Consider the following 16,723-nt stretch of genomic DNA (forward strand, 5'->3'; position numbering starts at 1 on the left):
AAAAATGATGTTTGACGACGATAAAGTGCTAAATACCCTAACCGATAGAGTAAACGACCTGCTAGCCAGATATAACGAAGTTTGCGATGAAAACGAATCTCTACGCAACGAGCTAGTAAGCGTCAAGGCACAAAACGAAGCCAAAAGTAACCAAATCGCGCGTCTAGAAGAAGATCTAAGAGCCAAAAACACCGAGAGCGACGACGTCATCCGCAAGATCGAAGCGGTACTGGGAAAATAAATAAGCTATGAGAAAAATAACGGTCAAAATCGCCTCTACTTCTTATACTATCAGCCTTGAAGACGAATTTGCGCAAAGCTTTGAGCGCGAGTGGGACGCCTTTACGGGCGGTAAAAGGTATCTGGACGTCAAGGAGCTGCTAAGCGCCTTCGTGCAAAAATGCTACGAAAACTACCAACAAGAGCGCGATTTGGAAAATCTTGCGAAAAAACTTAGCCAAGAGATAGGCTGAAATCCCGTATAATCTTTATATTGTTTAGAACATAATTTTTTATATCTATTTTATATAGCTTGTGTATAATCACACAATACGAGATGGGTAGATGAGCAAAAGAGAAAAGTTATTAAAAAAACTTGAGAATAATCCAAAAGACGTTAGATTTGAGACACTTAAAAATTTATTGGAATCAGAAGGCTGGAAAGCGTCCAATAACGGCTCTTCCCATTGGCAGTTTAGAAAGGAAGGGAAAAAATAACCACACCTTATAAACGTCCGGTAAAACCCGTTTATGTAAAAATGCCCTTAGAAGCTCTGAAAGGATAAAAAATGAAAAAAGACCTGAATTACTATCTAAATTTACCTTATGAGATCGTAGTTAGAAAGCTAACCGATGATGAGGGTGGCGGATATTTCGCGTATTATAAGGATTTTAAAGGCGTTATGGGAGATGGAGAGAGCGAAGCAGAAGCGATATCCGACGTGAAAGAGGCTTTTAAATTTTGTATTCAGACCGATTTGAAAGAGGGTGTTGTGATACCTGAACCTCAAGGCGAAGAAAAGCGCGTAAGGGTAAACGTGAGCCTGCCTAAGTCGCTGCTTGATGCTATAGATAGAGTCAGCTCAAACCGATTGGCATTTTTGAGGAAGACTACAAATACGGCTTTAAACGCCTAAATTTATGATTATAGAGAGGAAAACGTAATGCAAACGACTATTGATTATCAAAAATACGAACTTATGGATAAACGAACCGTTTTTAATCATCTATTAAAAGCCGAAGCGAAACTAAACGCCTTAGAGCAAGAGTTTAAAACCAAGATAAAAGCGCAAAAAGAGCTTGTTAAATTTTTAAAAGCTAAAAGCAAGATAGATGAAAAAGAGATTTGTATCCCCAGTCTTGATGAAGCCATAAGGGAATTTGAAAATGGTGAAACTATAAGCTGCAAAGACTTTTCAGACTATCAAGCCAAGATGAGAGAGTGAAGTGTCATGCAAAATCACTACTTCAAAAAGATATCGAGCTCGGTTTAAAAAGCAGACGTCTAAAGATCAAGATTTAATCGATACGGTGGTCTTTAAGCTCGCAAACGGCGAAACTTTAGAGGAGAAATTTTGCGATCGCGCTTTAAAAGGCAGATATTCTCAGTTTAGAGAGTGTCACATCAAGCCTGATTTGTTGCTGATGTACCGGATAAATGACGATGTATTGGAGCTTTATTTAATGCAAGTCGGTAGCCACAGCGATCTCTTTGGCGGGATAAGTCAAATTTGCTCACAAGTATAATTCTTGCCTTGATAATCGCTTGGCATTTTTGACTAAAGCTGTAAATATGGCTTTAAACGCCTAAATTTAGCGTTTCAAATATATTTTTCAAAAATTTTATAGAAATTCGTCATAAATTTATTTTTATTTAAGCTAAAAGATATATAATTCCGTTCAACTACATAAGTGTATGTAGAATTTACACAAGGAGTCTCATATGAGAAAAGGTTTTACAATGATTGAGTTGATCTTCGTGATCGTTATTTTAGGTATTTTGGCTGCTGTAGCTATCCCAAGACTAACTGCGACTCGTGATGATGCTGAGGTTTCAAAGGCTGCTACAAATCTTACTACTTTGATAAGTGATGTTAGCTCTTACTATACTTCACAAGCTAAATTTGCTAGTAACCTTTCACAGATGACAAATGTTCAAGTTACTGGTAACGGTTTAACTGGTGTTACTCTTAATGCTGCTGGAAATGCTTGCTTAACATTAACTCTCACTGATTATGCTCCTGCCAATAAAAAACCTGCTAATCTAAGAGTTCAAGCTACTGGAGCTAATAATTCCATATGCGATAAAATCCACGCTATGCCTGCTGTAAAGAAGATATTAGAAGGTAAATTTAGTTGGATATCTGATCCTGCTACTACTCCTCCAACTACAACTGAGAGTAATGAAGGTGAGATAGCAATAAGTGGTCTTGGTGTTCAATACTAATATCTAGTATAAAGCCCCAGACTCTAGCCCAAATCCGCTTAAGGCGGATTTGGGCTTTTTTCATTTTATAGAGAGTATTAACTATGAATAAAAATGCTTTCACTACGATAGAGCTTATTTTTGTTATCATTATACTTGGGCTCATAGCGGCCTTTGCCATACCGCGCCTTGCACTTAGTAGAGATGACGCACACTATGTAAAGATCATAAATAGCATAAAACAGATAATGTCCGATATGATTTCCTATGTTACATCCAAAGGTGAATTACCTGGCGATTCGCAAAGCTTTACAAGCGTACAAAATGTTGCTTTTAATGGTAATACTATGATAGACGGCAAAAGTTATCCTAATATCATTTTTAATACGGATAAATGCATGTTAAAATTTATATTTTCCAAAAATACAAATGATTCTATTATTATAAAGTTAGACCCTGCGACTTTAGCTACGGACTGTATTGCGCTAGATAGAAATGGAGCTCTTGATAATGTCAAAAAAACGGAGTATATAATATCATCAAAAGAAATTAGGCATTAGGCTGAAATTTTAAATGAGAATTATGGTATAATCCATCAAAACTAAATGAGGTGTATTCTATGAAACGAGCTTTTACGATGATAGAGTTGGTTTTTGTTATAGTGGTTTTAGGTATCTTGGCGAGTATCGCAGTGCCTAGACTCTTTGCTACTAGGGATGATGCGGTAGTCGCAAGAGCTAGGGCCGATATAGCTTCTATAAAAAGTAGTATAATAAATAGGCATAATACCGATATGTTATCGGGCACATTTGCGTATCCTAATCTTGACTCAAGTCCTACTAGCGAAAAGCTCTTTGATAATGTATTGCAAGGTGGGATTAAACCCAAAGGCGCAGACGATAAAACGGGCTGGTCTAGAAGTGGGAATGAATACACTTTTACTGTTGCTGGGCAAAGTGTAAAATTTACCTATAGTAGCACTAACGGCTCTTTTACCTGCCCTAGAAACGATAGCCTTTGTAGAGCTTTAACGGAGTAATGCTCTACTACCGAATTTTGCCGAGCGGCTTAAATCTTAAGCCGCTCATCTATCGTTCAAATTTTAAAATCCCCAATTTTACTCAGGTCTTAGTCAATATAAAAAACAAAAAAACTCTCGGCTATGTTTTGCAAAGCGTCGTCGAACCCGACTTTAAAACGCTTGAAATTTTAGAAATTTTACCTGCCGTGCTCACTCCGATACAAATTTCGCTTTTAAAATTTATCTCACATTATTACGTCGTAAATTTATCCGTTGCCGCCGGGCTTTTTACTCCGCTGGAGATTGGCGCGCCGCTCTCGCCGTTTTTTGAGAATTTGGCGGATAAGCGAGCTCTTGGCGATAAAAATGAGCTAAATGTCAATTTAAATTTGAATGCAAAATTTGATGATAGCGCAGAGCAAAATTCGACTACGGAATTTGACGAAATTTCACAATCAAATTTACCCCAAAATTTAAACAACGGCGGTTATCGAGAAAATTCGATCCGTGATATCTCTATGCCAAATTTTGATTTCTCGGCCGATTTGTTTAGTATAAGCTCGGGCAAAACAGCAAGAAAAGTTTTGACAAAAAATCTAAATTTAAAAGATGGCGCCGTTTATACGGTCTCAAATTCGGATAATTTAGCCTACGAAAAAAAATTTACCGAAAAGTCAAATTTGGGCGATGTTTCTGATTTTGAATCAAAATTTGGCTCCTTAGGCAATCCTTTAAATGCTTGCTTGAATCAAGCGGATACAAATGAAACTTCGGCCGAAGATTTGAGTCTAAATGACGGCGTCGCTCTTTCAAAAGCAAATTTAAACGACGATGCGGCTTGCGAACCGACTTTGCATACTTGCGCCCGGTCGTTCAAATCAAATCCAAACCAAAGTCCGGGTTCGGGTATTTTAGTCGCAAAAGAAATCCGGCCAAAAACGCTAAATCTAAAATCAAACCCCGCCGACCCGGTCCAAAGCGAAATTTTTCCAAAAATCCCAAATTTAAACTCCGTCCAACAAGAAGCTCTAAATTTTACCAAAAGCCATAAAACGAGCCTGATTTTCGGCGACACCGGAAGCGGTAAAAGCGAGATTTATTTTTCGCTCATCCGCGAGTATTTGCTTTTGGGCAAACAGGTTTTGCTTTTGATGCCCGAAATCTCGCTCACGCCGCAGATGACGAAGCGACTAAAAAGCTATTTCGGTGAGAAATTCGGCGTCTGGCACTCTAAAATAACGCCAAAAAAGCGCGGCGAGATCCTGCAAAAATTTCAGAGTCGCGAGATAAACTTGATCGCCGGCGCGCGCTCGGCGCTGTTTTTGCCGTTTAGCGAGCTTGGGCTCATCATCATAGACGAGGAGCACGACGACAGCTACAAATCCGCGCAAAATCCGCACTACAACGCCCGCGACCTCGCACTGTTTTTAGCGGGCAAATTTGATGTCAAAGTCGTGCTAGGCTCGGCCACGCCAAGCGTCGTGAGCTTTAAAAAGCAGCCTAGTTTTAGACTAAGAGGCACGTTTTTTAAAAGCGAGAAAAGATTTATCTACGACGAGAGCGAGACTGGGCTGAGCGATATGGTCCTGGGCGAGCTTGGCGCGAGCTTTGAGAGCGGCAAACAGGCGGTCGTTTTTTTGCCGACGCGGGCAAATTTCCGCTACCTGGCGTGCCGCGAATGCGCAAACACGATAAAGTGCCCGTTTTGCAGCGTCGGGATGAGCTTTTACAAAAAGCGCAACCTGCTAAAGTGCCAGTATTGCGGATTTACGATGCCTGTGGCGCGCGAGTGCGACAAGTGCGGCAGCGAGATGATCGAGGCGAAAAAAATCGGCACGGACGAGCTGACGGACGCCCTGCGCTCGGCGTTTCCTGCGGCTAGGATCGAGAAATTCGACCGCGACGAGATCACGACGCAAAACAAGCTCGAAAAGACGCTTGCGGCTTTTAACGCAGGCGAGATAGACGCGCTTGTCGGCACGCAGATGCTAAGCAAAGGTCACGACTACCACAACGTAGGCCTCGCCGTCATCATGGGCGTCGATGAGCTGCTAAATTTCCCGGATTTTCGCGCGCGCGAACGGACATTGGCGCTATCTATGCAGGTGGCGGGCAGGGCAGGGCGCTCGGGCGAGGGGCGCGTGGTGGTGCAGAGCAGGCAGCGGGAATTTTTTGAGAATTTTATCGAGGATTACGACGCGTTTTTGGCAGAGGAGATCGCTGCGCGCGAGCCGCTATATCCACCGTTTGCGAGGCTCTTGCGAGCTGTCGTAGCGGACAAAAGTGAGCAATCGGCAAAGCAAAGGCTGGAGGCTTGCATGGCCGAGCTGGATGCTTTGCGCGTTTCCGAGCCCGATTTGCAAATCGTCGGACACGGCAAATGCGCGATAGAGATACTGGGCGGCAAATTTCGTTTTGAGATTTTGCTGCGTTGCATCTTCTACGCTTCGCTCATAAAGGCCGCTCGCATCTGCGCTACGCACGGCTTTGACGTCGATATGGATCCGATAAATTTCTCGTAAATTTTGCTTTGCCCGATTTGCAAATCGTCGGACACGGCAAATGCGCGATCGAGATACTGGGCGGCAAATTTTGTTTTGAGATTTTGCTGTGTTGCATCTCCCACGCTCCGCTCATAAAGGCCGCTCGCATTTGCGCTACGCACGGCTTTGACGTCGATATGGATCCGATAAATTTCTCGTAAATTTTGCTTTCGTCTCACTTGATTTTTGGCGTTTATTCGTAGCGGCTTAGACGCGTCGCCGTAAATGTTTTGCGGAGTTCGCAAAAATCAGCTTCCTTTGCCTGCTTAAATTTTGCACTCGGCTTAGCCTCAAGCCGTGCGACATAAAAGTTTTCGTTATCGGCTTGTCGCCGTGTGCGTTCGGGTAGGCTTAAAAGGTATAAATTCACTAGCATTATTTAAATTTGAACGCTTAAACGCGCCTAGGAGGGATTTTATGCGGCTAAATTTACGATACGGCTTGCGAGCATAGATAAGGGCTTGATAAAATGATACGGCAGTGCACCTTTGTCATCCTTGCGCAGATACGATCCAGGCGCTATGCCGCTATCTTGGTATGTGATCCGGTAACCGTAGGGTAAATTTAGTTTATTCGTTGCCGATGTTAAATCCGGACTCTCAACTCAAATCACCGCTTCTTTACTGCGGCGGTGAACGAGACGGCGTTTTGTGTGCCTTTTGGTTATTTATTGCGTTTAAAATTTGTTCGATGCCTTGCTGTTTGCTTCGAATTTGCTTTATTTACTCTCGGTCTACCTTCGTTAATTTAGCTTTATGCGCAGTTTGGTTTCGTAAATTTACGTTTAGCAAGCCCTCGTTCATATTTGCCGCGAGCTAAGCCGCTCCTAAATTTCGCCGCATCCCCTTTACTTGCTCCTTCGTATCCTAGCTTCAAAGCTCGGCCTTTTTGTTTTGCTGCCGCTTGCAAGCGGTGGCGCCATATTTTAAATAATATTTTAATTTTTCACTATATCGTAAATTTAAAATTTTACCGAACATAAAACCAAAATGCAGTTAAAGATTTTATTTATGATAATGCTTACTTTTTTTAAGCCCGATTTTATATGATTTTTATATAATCGCGTTATAATTTTATCTAGCCTTAAATATACAGTCTAATTAAAATTATAAAAATCACCCTAAAAGGAACTTAATGCAAAAATTTTTACAAGCCCTAGCAGGCTCGCAAAAATATTTCGCAAACTACGTTAGCGTCGCGATTTTCATCGTGATGGCGTGGATAGGCGGACTCAAAGTCGTGCAATACGAGGCCGACGGCATCGTGCCGTTTGTAACCAACAGCCCGTTTTTTAGCTATATGTATAGCAAAAAAGAGATCGTAGATAACGGTAAGGGCAAAATGGTCGCCGAGTACAACCTGCACAAAAACCCCGAAGGCCTAGTCGTACCTAAAAATATCGAGTGGCATAAGCAAAACGGCACTTACACGGTTTCATACCTGATCGGCGCCACTATCTGCACTATCGGAACTCTCGTGCTGCTTGGCATCTGGTTTCCTAAACTAGGGCTTATCGGCGGGCTGCTGACATTTGGTATGTCTATCGTAACGCTTAGCTTTTTGATAACGACGCCCGAGACTTGGGTGCCAAATCTAGGCAATCCTGCGCTCGGTATCACCGAAAGTCCTAATCACGGCTTCCCGTATCTATCGGGCGCGGGACGACTCGTGATAAAAGATGTAATAATGTCTGCTGCGGGACTAATCGTAGCCTCAAATGCGGCACGCAGGATTTTAGAGTGCTGCAAAAGCTGCACGAGTAAATAAAATTTTACGGATTTTAGCGAGCGGTGCGCCTAAATTTATGAGTTTGGGCGTCTTGTCGCTCGCGGCTGTTTCCTTTTATTGTTAGCATTACGGGCCTCGCCGCAAATTTACTTCGCATTTTTACAACCTAGACCAAGCATCCCTTAACTCGCAGGCCTTTTATAAAATTTAGCCGCTTGCTCGCTTGATTTTTTAATGCCTTCGCCGCTATCGCAAGCCTCGCCGGTTCGTAGCCAACCGCCGCCGCTTCCCATTTTGCAGCTTTTACGAAACAGCTCGAACGATTTTGCTTCAAACGCTCTACGCCCCTGATCCGCACGTAGCCGTCGGCGAGATTTGAGCGGCCGTCGGCGCTACCTAGTTTGCGGACTTTTTCATAAATTTCACCGTTTTTGCGTAGTCTTGTGCCGCACCTATACCGTATCGTAGGCTAGCCTCGCGGGCGTCTGCAAGCATGCGCGTGCGATATCTTGAATGCTTTTTTATGGCCTTTTAGCGCGCCCACTTGGTCGCCTTTTGATTTTTCCGCTTGCGCCGTACCGATAATTTCATCTACGCTTGCGCCAAATAGCGTGCTTGCTGCGATATGAAGCAGATCGCTGAATTTTTCATCCTTTGAAATTTAATGCGCGCCGATTTTGGTCTATTGTTTTTTAATTTTCATATAAATTTTACCGCCGCTCGCTCTTTTGCTCGTCGGATTTGGCGAGCCACGCGCGCACAAAACGCGGCCGTAAGAGAAGATTGGGTATTTCTATACTAAAATACGCGCATAAATTTAATGCAAATTTAAAGGAGAAAGCGTGGGTGTTTTTGATTTTTTTAAAAAAGGGGCCGGTATCGCGCAAAAAAGGAGCGCAAACGCCGCAAAGATCGGCAAGACCGCGCAGGAACGCAAGGATATAAGCATCGAAATTTTAAAATCGCAGGGCGTGCCGTTTACCCTCCATCTGCCGCTGCGGTACGAGACGGACGAAATCACCCCGCGCGAAAAGGACGAGGTTATCGCTCGCGCGATCTGCTCGTACGCGGCGATAATGTGCGCTTGCTCTATCAGAGACGAGGACAAGCTCGCAGACGAGGATAAGCAGGGCGCGCGGGACTTTCTAGATAACCGCTACGGTTGCATAGACAAGCTCACGCGCATGGAGCGCCGCGTCACGCAGGGCGAGGCGAGCCGCGACGAGGCCATAAATATGGGCTGGAAATACGAGTCGCTGTGGGCGCTGATGTGGGCGATGGAGCTCGTGGAGGAGCTTAGCTTTCCGAGCGAGATCTGCGACTGCGGATTTGTGATGGACACCTTTAGCGGCGGCGATTTTTCGGCGCGCGTGAAGCTGCGCGATACGGATGAAATTTTGCAGGCGCTCGATCTCATCTACCGCTACCACTGGGCGTGCGTCAATGCCCGCGTGCACGGCTCAGACTGCGCGGGGCTCGACGAAGAGGTCGTGATGGAGAGGCGCGGCGGGCTGGAGTGGCTGTGCTGCAAGGGGGCGGAGAACGATAATCTGACGGATGAATATAATGCGTGGGATTATCCGGATTTGAACACTTAGCGGCCCTTTTTTCCTTTATACGTCGTTAGAAATTTCGCCGAATTTCAGTCACGTATTATAATATACGCTCCTTCATTCGGCTCATTTCCGCCTCGTCTAAAGAAAAAATACTTCGCCTTATCTTGCGCATTATCCCACAAGCGTCTTTAAATGAGTTTTAAATTTTAAGCCTGCGATAGGCTATCTGCCTTATCTTGACTTAAAATTTCTGCACAACATTTAAACCATCTTGCGATACCGCCGCTTGCATTCTTTCGCTCAAATTTAAATTCGCCAAGATTTCGCGAAAATACTTCGCCTTATTTTTCGTTGTCTCACTTTACTATACTTCGTTTTGCTTAAAATTTGCTCGGTCACGTATTTATATTACGCTCTCATTGCAAATTTCATCCGACTCTGTGATACTGCCGCTTGTACTTTTTATGCTCAAATTTAAGTCTGTTTACATTCAAATTTTAAATTAAACGGAGAATGATTAGCATCAAAACAGAATAAATAAAACCTTAGGCCTCCGGCAAGCAGAGTTTGGAGGCTTCGTAAAATGGAAAAATTTCTTTCTAAAACGGCACGGTCTTCTGATATTCGGCATTTTCTTAGATAGGTTCAGGTATCCGAGCTGTTATATTTCGACCTTTTTTATCCACGACCTACTGCGCGGCGGTATAAATTTAATGCCGACATATTCGACTGTCGCAATCAAAAGCGATATCAAAACGGCGCTAAAATTTGAAAGCGATATTGCAGACGCCGTGCGGCCTTTGAGGCAAAATGCGCCGATTTTAGGCAAAGAGACCTTGCCGTTCGACGACTTTCTTTCACATCTTTTTTGCTAAATTTAAACGCCTATTTTGGCAAGCCCTATCTGCCCGCGCTTATCGCCGATAATCATCGTAGGCTGCTGTGCGGGGCGAGAGGAATATTTTTTATCTACCTTGCCCGCGGCGAGAGCAAAAAATCAATGAAACTAAAAAATAAAATCCAAACATCATCGGCAGTGCGGACAAGTGGGCGCTGCAGACCGAAAAAAGGGCTAATCGCAAACAACGAGCGAATGCTCTTTGCGGTCACAGAGCTTGGGCTGTCCGAAGCTAAAAGACGAAGGCCTTCTGCGCGGCGAGTGCGAAGCGGATTATTTATCCGGGTTGTAAATTTTCATAGCGATTTGAGCCTATTTAAAGAGAAATTTTTTTATAATTGGCTAAAAATTTGAAGGTAAAATTTGCAAAGATACCCCACAAAGCAGATCAAAATCAGAGGCGTAAAAATAGGCGGAGACGCGCCCATATCGGTGCAGTCGATGACGTTTAGCAAAACAAAAGACGTAAAAGGCACGCTAGAGCAGATACAGAGGCTTTATTTTGCGGGCTGCGATATCGTGCGCTGCGCCGTGTTTGACAAAGAGGACGCCGCTGCGCTGCGCGAGGTCGTGAGAGCTAGCCCGCTACCCGTCGTCGCCGATATCCACTTCAACCACAACTACGCCGTGATCGTTAGCGAGTTCGTCGATGCTATCCGCATAAATCCGGGCAATATCGGCTCGAAAAAGAACATCAAAGCCGTCGTGGACGCGTGCAAGCAGCGAAATCTGCCTATCCGTATCGGCGTAAACTCAGGCTCGCTAGAAAAGCAGTTTGAGGACAGATACGGCCGCACGGTCGAAGCGATGGTCGCAAGCGCGCTTTATAATATAAATTTGCTCGAGGATTTTGATTTTACCGATATCAAAATCTCGCTAAAATCAAGCGATGTCGAGCGTACGATGGCCGCTTACCGCGCGCTTCGGCCGCTCGTGGCGTATCCGTTTCATCTGGGCGTGACGGAGGCAGGCACTAGCTTTCACGCGACGATAAAGTCCGCGATCGCGCTGGGCGGACTGCTGTTAGAGGGTATCGGCGATACGATGCGAGTTAGCATCACGGGCGAGTTAGAAGAAGAGATCAAGGTCGCAAAAGCGATCCTAAAAGACAGCGGCCGCCAAAAAGAGGGGTTAAATATCATCTCGTGCCCGACCTGCGGGCGTTTGCAGGCTGATCTGATGGCTGCGGTGAAGCTCGTCGAGGAAAAGACCAAACACATCAAAGAGCCGCTAAACGTCTCGGTGATGGGCTGCGTCGTAAACGCGATCGGCGAAGCTAAGGGCGCGGACGTGGCGATAGCGTTTGGCAAAGGAAACGGTATGATAATGCGCAAAGGCGAGGTGGTCGCAAGGCTGCCCGAGAGCGAGCTGGTAGATAGATTTTTACTAGAGATCGACGACGAGATAAAGTCGCGGGCGTAAATTTCAGGCGTCAAATTTGAGATTTGGCGGCGCTCGGCTCGGTTCGGTCAAATTTGAGCCGATAAATTTGGCCTCTGGCTCGGGTTTAAATTTGATCGTCAAATTTAAATCTATTTTATCGGTGCGAGGTTGCGAAACTGCACCCTTTACGGCGCTAACTCAAATTTGACCGCCTCAAGCTAAAGCAAATTTACGAGCGAGCGTCAAAATTGAATTCAAATTTTATATAATCCGCCCAAATGCAGGCAAATTTAACAAGATAAAAGGACACGAAAATGGCAAAAGAAAACATCGATATGCACAATCTCTACGACCTGGATATGGAGCGCGCGATCCTCGCGTCCATCATCTATAGCGCGGATAATCTAAGCGAAATTTTCGATATCATAAGCCCGTTTGACTTTTACCTGCGCGCTCACGGCGACGTTTACGACGCGATGGTAAAGTGCCTAAACGAAAATTTGCCCGTCGAAACGGGGTTTTTAAAAACCAAGCTTGGAAGCAAATTTGATGAAAACGTGATGAGCGAGATCATCGGCACGAACTCGATCCTAGATGTGAAAAAATACGCCAATGAAATCAAAGAAAAATCAATCAAGCGAAGCCTCGTCAAAATCGCGCACCAGATACCTAGCAAAGTGAGCGAGGATAAGCCCAGCCGCGATATGGTGGATGAGCTGAGTCAGAGTTTTTATTCGCTAGTGGACGGGCAGAGCGCGGGCGTCGTAAAGGACGCTGCTGTCATCATCGCAGACGTCATCGCGCACTTAGAAAAGCAAAAACTGCTCGAAGATAAGGATATCGTGGGCATCGACACGGGCTTTCGCCAGCTAAACGAGATGACCAAGGGCTTTAAACACGGCGATCTCATCATCATCGCGGCGCGCCCGGGTATGGGAAAAACCACGATCTGCTTAAATTTGATGAACCACGTGCTGATGCGCGGCGGCGGCGTGGTATTTTTCTCGCTTGAGATGCCGGCCGAGCAGATCATGCTGCGTATGCTAAGCGCCAAAACTTCGATCCCGCTACAAAACATAATGACCGCCAAAATGGACGACGAGGAGTGGTCGCGCCTAAGCGACGCGTGCGACGATATGGCTAGCCGCAAGCTTTTCGTCTATGACAGCGGCTACGTAAATATCCACCAGATCCGCACGCAGATGCGTAAGCTCAAGTCCTCGCACCCGGAGATCACGCTGTGCGTCATCGACTATATCGGCCTGATGATGGCGACGTCAAATTACTCCGATCGCCACCTGCAGATCGCCGAAATCTCGCGCGGACTAAAGCTACTAGCGCGCGAGCTGGATATGCCTATCGTCGCGCTTAGTCAGCTAAACCGCAGCCTGGAGTCCCGCGCCAACAAGCGCCCGATGCTAAGCGACCTGCGCGAATCAGGTGCCATCGAGCAGGACGCCGATATGATACTTTTCGTCTACCGCGACGAGGTTTACCGCGAGCAGGAGGAGAAGGAGGCCGAGAAAAAGGCGCATGCCGAGGGCAAGGAGTACGTGCGTAAATTCGTCCCTAACAAGATCGAAGAAGACGCCGAAATCATCGTGGGCAAGAACCGAAACGGCCCGGTCGGCACGGTCGAAGTAATATTTCAGAAGGAATTTACGCGCTTTGTCGATAAGAGCTTTGGCGCCGCGCACGTGGCGGAGTTTAACCCAAACGCATAAAAATGCAAAGCTTAAATTTTGCAAAAGCCGCAGCAAAAATCCATCTTTGAAAATGCGCGCGAGGTTTATGTATTTTGCCTTGCGTGCGCGCTCGTTTTTGGGCTAAATTTGGGCTTTAGCTACTATAAATTTCGCGAATTTAAAGCCCAAAACGGCGTTATCTTACAAGCTAAAATTTTACAAAACTACGAAAAAACGAACGTAAAAGGCAAAATTTACCGCGTTTTAAAGCTAAAAACGCAGGATTTTAGCTTTTACACGACGACGCGGGCGGACTTTGACGCGGGAGCCAACGAGCAAATTTTAATCGGCGCCGAAAACAAAAACGTTAAATTTAAAGAGTACCTAAGCGGCTCGTTTTTTATGCCAAGCTACGGTACCATAGAGCTTCGCTACGCCGATAGCCGCGAGTCCGTGCGGGATAAAATTTACGGTTTTATCTCCGAGCAGCACGAAAGCGAGAAAATGACCGAGCTTTTTACCGCGCTGTTTCTGGCTGCGCCTGTGGGTAAGGAGCTGCGCCAAGACGTAAATTTCTACGGCGTAGCGCACCTCATCGCGATTTCCGGTTATCATTTGGGGCTGATTTTTGGGGCGTTATATTTTATTTTGCGCCCGATTTACCGCTATTTTCAGGCGCGCTATTTTCCGTATCGAAACGCCAAATTTGACCTCTCGGCCACGATCTTTGCGGTTTTGTTTTGTTATCTTGCCTTGATCGGCTTCGTGCCGTCCTTTTTGCGAGCGTTTTTGATGAGCTTGCTAGCGCTCTTTTTACTCGCTAGAAACGTGCGCATCGTTAGCTTTGAGCTGCTTTTCGTCGTGATTTGCGCCGCCGTATCGCTGATGCCGAGTCTGCTTTTTAGCATCGGATTTTATTTTTCGTGCATGGGCGTGTTTTATATATATCTGTATTTGCGGCACTTCGGCGGGCGATTTTCAAATTTAAGCAACGCTATCTTGCTAAATTTTTGGGTATTTTCGGCGATGATTTTGCCCGTGCTTTACTTTTTCCCGCTCGTTAGCGCCCAGCAGCTAGCCGTCTTGCCGATCACGCCGCTTTTTAGCTTGTTTTATCCGCTAAGTGCGCTTTTGCACGCGTTTGGCGCTGGCGGCGCGCTTGATGAATACCTGCTAGAATTTCTCTCATGGCGTGCAAAGGGCGTAAATTTGAGCGTGCCGTTTTGGCTGTTTTTACTCTATAATGCGCTGAGCCTAGCAAGCGTCAAAAGCAAAATTTTAGCCGCCGTTATCGTGCCGCTAAATTTACTTTGCTTTACCGCGCTTGTTTAAAATTTAAGAATCGCGGTAAAAATGATAAAGCGCAATTTTTTAATTATCTCGAGGATGCGTTTAACGTCGTTGCGATTTGCTTTTTGATATTTTTTTCGTTTTGGTACTTTTAAAAAGACGGCGCGCAAAAAACGCTAGAGTGCGAAAAGCGGTGCAATCGATAGAAAAAGCCGAGAAGCTAGCCGCAAAAGGAGAAGACGCGGCGGCGCGGTATCTTAAATTTTATGCGCAGGATTTGAAAAATCCACCCGAAAATTCGCGCGAGCAGACTTACAAAAAATTAACTTCGGCTTCAAATTTCACGAAAATCTTTTGAAATTTAAGCAAAAATAGCCGCTAATCCTCTGCCGCGTCCAAATTTTTCTCACCGTTTTTCTCGTTATCGCCCGCTTTTTCCAGATACGCACACAGCTTCACGCCGTAAAGAAATATGATCCACGACACGTAAATCCACACGAAAAAGAGCAACACCACCGAAAACGAACCGTAGATGCTAAGATAGGTTTTGTTGTTTGCGGCGTAAAAGACGAAGATATTTTTGCCCAGATACCAGATGAGCGAGGCGACGAACGAGCTAAAAAGCGCGTTTTTTAGGGCGATTTGGCGATTTATCGAGATGAGATACGTCACGCAAAATATCGCCCAAATGATGAGGTACGGGAATATGCTGAGAAAATTTATCCACTTCGTGTAGGCGCTGGAGTTTAGCATATCTTGAAATAAATTTGAGAGATAAAAGCTAAGCCCAAGCCCTAAGGGAGCCAGCGTAATGAGCGTCCAATAAGCACTCAGCGAGTTCCAAAATTTGCGGCTGCTCGTGTGCATGATGCGGTTGATGACGTATTCGTAATCGGCAAAAAACATAATCGAAGTAAAGATGATAGCGCCAAGTCCGAGGATGCCAAGGCTAGAGCTGTTTTGCAAAAAGGTCTCGATGTAGTTTGAGATTGCCTCTTGGTTTGACGGTAGCAGCTGGGCGAATATAAATTCCTTGATCTTGGTGTAATAGACGCGAAAGCTGGGCATCTGCGTAAAAAGCGAGAGCGAGATGAGCAGCACGGGGATGATGGAGAGCATCGTGTGAAAGCTAAGACTAGAAGCGTAGTGCAGCAGCTGTTTGTCCTTGATCTTTAGCATCGCCGTGAGCCAAATTTTAAGTGTTTGTCTTATCTTTTCAAATTTTTGCGCGGTCATTTTGGGTCCTTAAATTTGAGGTATTTTACTTTAAAATTTTTGAAATTTCGGTTAGATAAAATTTTATTTATTTTGCATTTTTCGATGCGGCTGTTTTTGATACGGTAGGATTAAATTTGATGGCAATAATGGCGTTAAATTTGACATGGTCGGCGATTTTAAAATTCGGATTTACGGCAGCGAAGTTAAATTCGGCTAAATTTGGCGTGATAATTTCGTCAAATTCGAGGCGATAAGGGTTTAAATTTAGCTTTACGGCAAGGCTTCTTTTATCATCTTTTTTATCTCGGAGAGGCTTTGCTCCTCGTCCGTTACCAGCTCGCGCATTTTAAAGCCGGCCTCGATGATGGCGTAGAGTTCGGGCTTTGTGGTTTTCCATCTTTGTAGCGTTCTGGTCGTTATCTTTAAAATTCTAGCTTTGTCTTGTTGGCTGTATTTCATAGCGCAAGTTTAGCTTTTATAAATTTAATAGCAAATTGCGACATATATTCGTAAATTTATGATAAATTCAGAAATAATGTCGTAAAATCGTAAAATTTAATTTTTAAAATAACACAAAAAGGGACTTAGGTTGAATTACTCGGATATCGGTTTTAGTTTTATAGCATCTGTTTTTGGCGGCGGAGTTGTTTGGTTTTTAGCCGGTGTTTTTGGAGTTGAGGGCGAGATAATAAGATGGATAGTAGCGGCTGTTGGATTTATAGTCGCTTTTTACATTTTTGCTCTCGGTTCAAAGTGCGAATCTTGCGGAAAGCTATTTTCAACAGTTGAGATCGGTAGGGAAATTTTAGATCAAAAGATTATGCAAGGCGCTAAAAAAGGTAAATACAAAAACGGCAATACAAGAACGCTAAAGGCTATATACGAGGTGGCAAAAGTTAAGGTGTTTAGAGAATGCGCCAATTGCGGATTTAAAAGCGCTGAAATACAAACAGGCAAAAAAGAAATTTAACTAAAA

At 44.6% G+C, this 16,723-nt stretch carries 21 protein-coding genes; 18 read left to right on the forward strand and 3 right to left on the reverse strand.

The annotated features are described in order from the left end of the window. Positions 1 to 7 precede the first annotated feature (7 nt). The 10 genes from CRECT_RS04030 (at position 8) to CRECT_RS04080 (ending at position 6,150) form a co-directional block, all read left to right on the forward strand. Positions 8 to 241 carry a coiled-coil domain-containing protein gene (locus CRECT_RS04030; protein WP_002946115.1) on the forward strand — a complete coding sequence of 78 codons (234 nt, stop codon included), beginning with the start codon at positions 8 to 10 and terminating at the stop codon, positions 239 to 241. Positions 242 to 248: 7 nt separating this feature from the next. Further along, entirely contained in the window at positions 249 to 473 is a 225-nt protein-coding gene (locus CRECT_RS04035; RefSeq protein ID WP_002946121.1) for a hypothetical protein, read from the forward strand. 315 nt (positions 474 to 788) lie between these two features. Further along, positions 789 to 1,136: a type II toxin-antitoxin system HicB family antitoxin gene (locus tag CRECT_RS04040; RefSeq protein WP_002946108.1), complete on the forward strand. Its 348-nt coding sequence runs from the start codon at positions 789 to 791 to the stop codon at positions 1,134 to 1,136. A gap of 27 nt (positions 1,137 to 1,163) precedes the next feature. Then, a complete protein-coding gene (locus CRECT_RS04045) occupies positions 1,164 to 1,445 on the forward strand; it encodes a hypothetical protein (RefSeq protein ID WP_002946107.1) in 282 nt (93 codons plus the stop codon). 1 nt (position 1,446) lies between these two features. Continuing rightward, positions 1,447 to 1,746, forward strand: coding sequence for a type II toxin-antitoxin system YafQ family toxin (locus CRECT_RS04050; protein WP_039888731.1), 300 nt, complete (start codon positions 1,447 to 1,449; stop codon positions 1,744 to 1,746). Positions 1,747 to 1,942: 196 nt separating this feature from the next. Next, positions 1,943 to 2,446 carry a type II secretion system protein gene (locus CRECT_RS04055; RefSeq protein WP_039888729.1) on the forward strand — a complete coding sequence of 168 codons (504 nt, stop codon included), beginning with the start codon at positions 1,943 to 1,945 and terminating at the stop codon, positions 2,444 to 2,446. Between the two features lie 83 nt (positions 2,447 to 2,529). After that, complete coding sequence (locus tag CRECT_RS04060; RefSeq protein ID WP_002946113.1) at positions 2,530 to 2,985, forward strand: type II secretion system protein; 456 nt, start codon at positions 2,530 to 2,532, stop codon at positions 2,983 to 2,985. A 59-nt stretch (positions 2,986 to 3,044) separates the two neighbouring features. Beyond that, complete coding sequence (locus CRECT_RS04065) at positions 3,045 to 3,464, forward strand: prepilin-type N-terminal cleavage/methylation domain-containing protein (RefSeq protein ID WP_039888727.1); 420 nt, start codon at positions 3,045 to 3,047, stop codon at positions 3,462 to 3,464. Continuing rightward, positions 3,464 to 5,968, forward strand: a complete 2,505-nt coding sequence (locus tag CRECT_RS12490; RefSeq protein ID WP_002946117.1) for a primosomal protein N' — start codon at positions 3,464 to 3,466, stop codon at positions 5,966 to 5,968. The genes CRECT_RS04065 and CRECT_RS12490 overlap by 1 nt, the downstream gene beginning before the upstream one ends. An 8-nt stretch (positions 5,969 to 5,976) precedes the next feature. After that, complete coding sequence (locus CRECT_RS04080) at positions 5,977 to 6,150, forward strand: hypothetical protein (RefSeq protein WP_002946111.1); 174 nt, start codon at positions 5,977 to 5,979, stop codon at positions 6,148 to 6,150. Positions 6,151 to 6,742: 592 nt separating this feature from the next. Here the strand turns inward: CRECT_RS04080 and CRECT_RS12940 are convergent. Continuing rightward, positions 6,743 to 6,865, reverse strand: coding sequence for a hypothetical protein (locus CRECT_RS12940; protein WP_004319880.1), 123 nt, complete (start codon positions 6,863 to 6,865; stop codon positions 6,743 to 6,745). 258 nt (positions 6,866 to 7,123) lie between these two features. On the opposite strand from CRECT_RS12940, the gene CRECT_RS04085 reads away from it, so the two are divergent. The 7 genes from CRECT_RS04085 to CRECT_RS04115 all read left to right on the forward strand — a co-directional run bounded on the left by CRECT_RS04085 (position 7,124) and on the right by CRECT_RS04115 (position 14,887). After that, on the forward strand, positions 7,124 to 7,756 hold the full coding sequence (locus CRECT_RS04085) for a DUF417 family protein (protein WP_004319859.1): 633 nt from the start codon (positions 7,124 to 7,126) through the stop codon (positions 7,754 to 7,756). Between the two features lie 803 nt (positions 7,757 to 8,559). After that, the gene (locus CRECT_RS04090; protein WP_004319885.1) at positions 8,560 to 9,315 is read left to right on the forward strand and encodes a DUF4272 domain-containing protein; all 756 of its coding nucleotides are present in this window, start codon (positions 8,560 to 8,562) and stop codon (positions 9,313 to 9,315) included. 1,219 nt (positions 9,316 to 10,534) lie between these two features. Continuing rightward, entirely contained in the window at positions 10,535 to 11,593 is a 1,059-nt protein-coding gene (gene ispG, locus CRECT_RS04095; protein WP_039888267.1) for a flavodoxin-dependent (E)-4-hydroxy-3-methylbut-2-enyl-diphosphate synthase, read from the forward strand. 16 nt (positions 11,594 to 11,609) lie between these two features. Beyond that, the gene (locus tag CRECT_RS04100) at positions 11,610 to 11,762 is read left to right on the forward strand and encodes a hypothetical protein (protein WP_004319842.1); all 153 of its coding nucleotides are present in this window, start codon (positions 11,610 to 11,612) and stop codon (positions 11,760 to 11,762) included. Positions 11,763 to 11,868: 106 nt separating this feature from the next. Beyond that, positions 11,869 to 13,278, forward strand: coding sequence for a replicative DNA helicase (locus CRECT_RS04105; RefSeq protein WP_004319829.1), 1,410 nt, complete (start codon positions 11,869 to 11,871; stop codon positions 13,276 to 13,278). Positions 13,279 to 13,296: 18 nt separating this feature from the next. Next, positions 13,297 to 14,571: a ComEC/Rec2 family competence protein gene (locus CRECT_RS04110; protein WP_004319840.1), complete on the forward strand. Its 1,275-nt coding sequence runs from the start codon at positions 13,297 to 13,299 to the stop codon at positions 14,569 to 14,571. A gap of 151 nt (positions 14,572 to 14,722) precedes the next feature. Beyond that, positions 14,723 to 14,887 carry a hypothetical protein gene (locus CRECT_RS04115; RefSeq protein WP_157752389.1) on the forward strand — a complete coding sequence of 55 codons (165 nt, stop codon included), beginning with the start codon at positions 14,723 to 14,725 and terminating at the stop codon, positions 14,885 to 14,887. A 20-nt stretch (positions 14,888 to 14,907) separates the two neighbouring features. Here CRECT_RS04115 and CRECT_RS04120 read toward each other — a convergent pair whose 3' ends face one another. Both CRECT_RS04120 and CRECT_RS04125 read right to left on the reverse strand, forming a co-directional pair. Then, positions 14,908 to 15,765: a YihY/virulence factor BrkB family protein gene (locus tag CRECT_RS04120; protein ID WP_004319851.1), complete on the reverse strand. Its 858-nt coding sequence runs from the start codon at positions 15,763 to 15,765 to the stop codon at positions 14,908 to 14,910. 252 nt (positions 15,766 to 16,017) lie between these two features. Beyond that, on the reverse strand, positions 16,018 to 16,206 hold the full coding sequence (locus CRECT_RS04125; RefSeq protein ID WP_004319833.1) for a hypothetical protein: 189 nt from the start codon (positions 16,204 to 16,206) through the stop codon (positions 16,018 to 16,020). Positions 16,207 to 16,336: 130 nt separating this feature from the next. Between CRECT_RS04125 and CRECT_RS04130 the strand changes: the two genes are divergently transcribed. Continuing rightward, positions 16,337 to 16,717, forward strand: coding sequence for a hypothetical protein (locus tag CRECT_RS04130; RefSeq protein ID WP_004319864.1), 381 nt, complete (start codon positions 16,337 to 16,339; stop codon positions 16,715 to 16,717). Positions 16,718 to 16,723 lie beyond the last annotated feature (6 nt).

Origin of the sequence: Campylobacter rectus (genome assembly GCF_004803795.1) — a bacterium.
In the GTDB taxonomy this organism is placed as follows: domain Bacteria; phylum Campylobacterota; class Campylobacteria; order Campylobacterales; family Campylobacteraceae; genus Campylobacter_A; species Campylobacter_A rectus.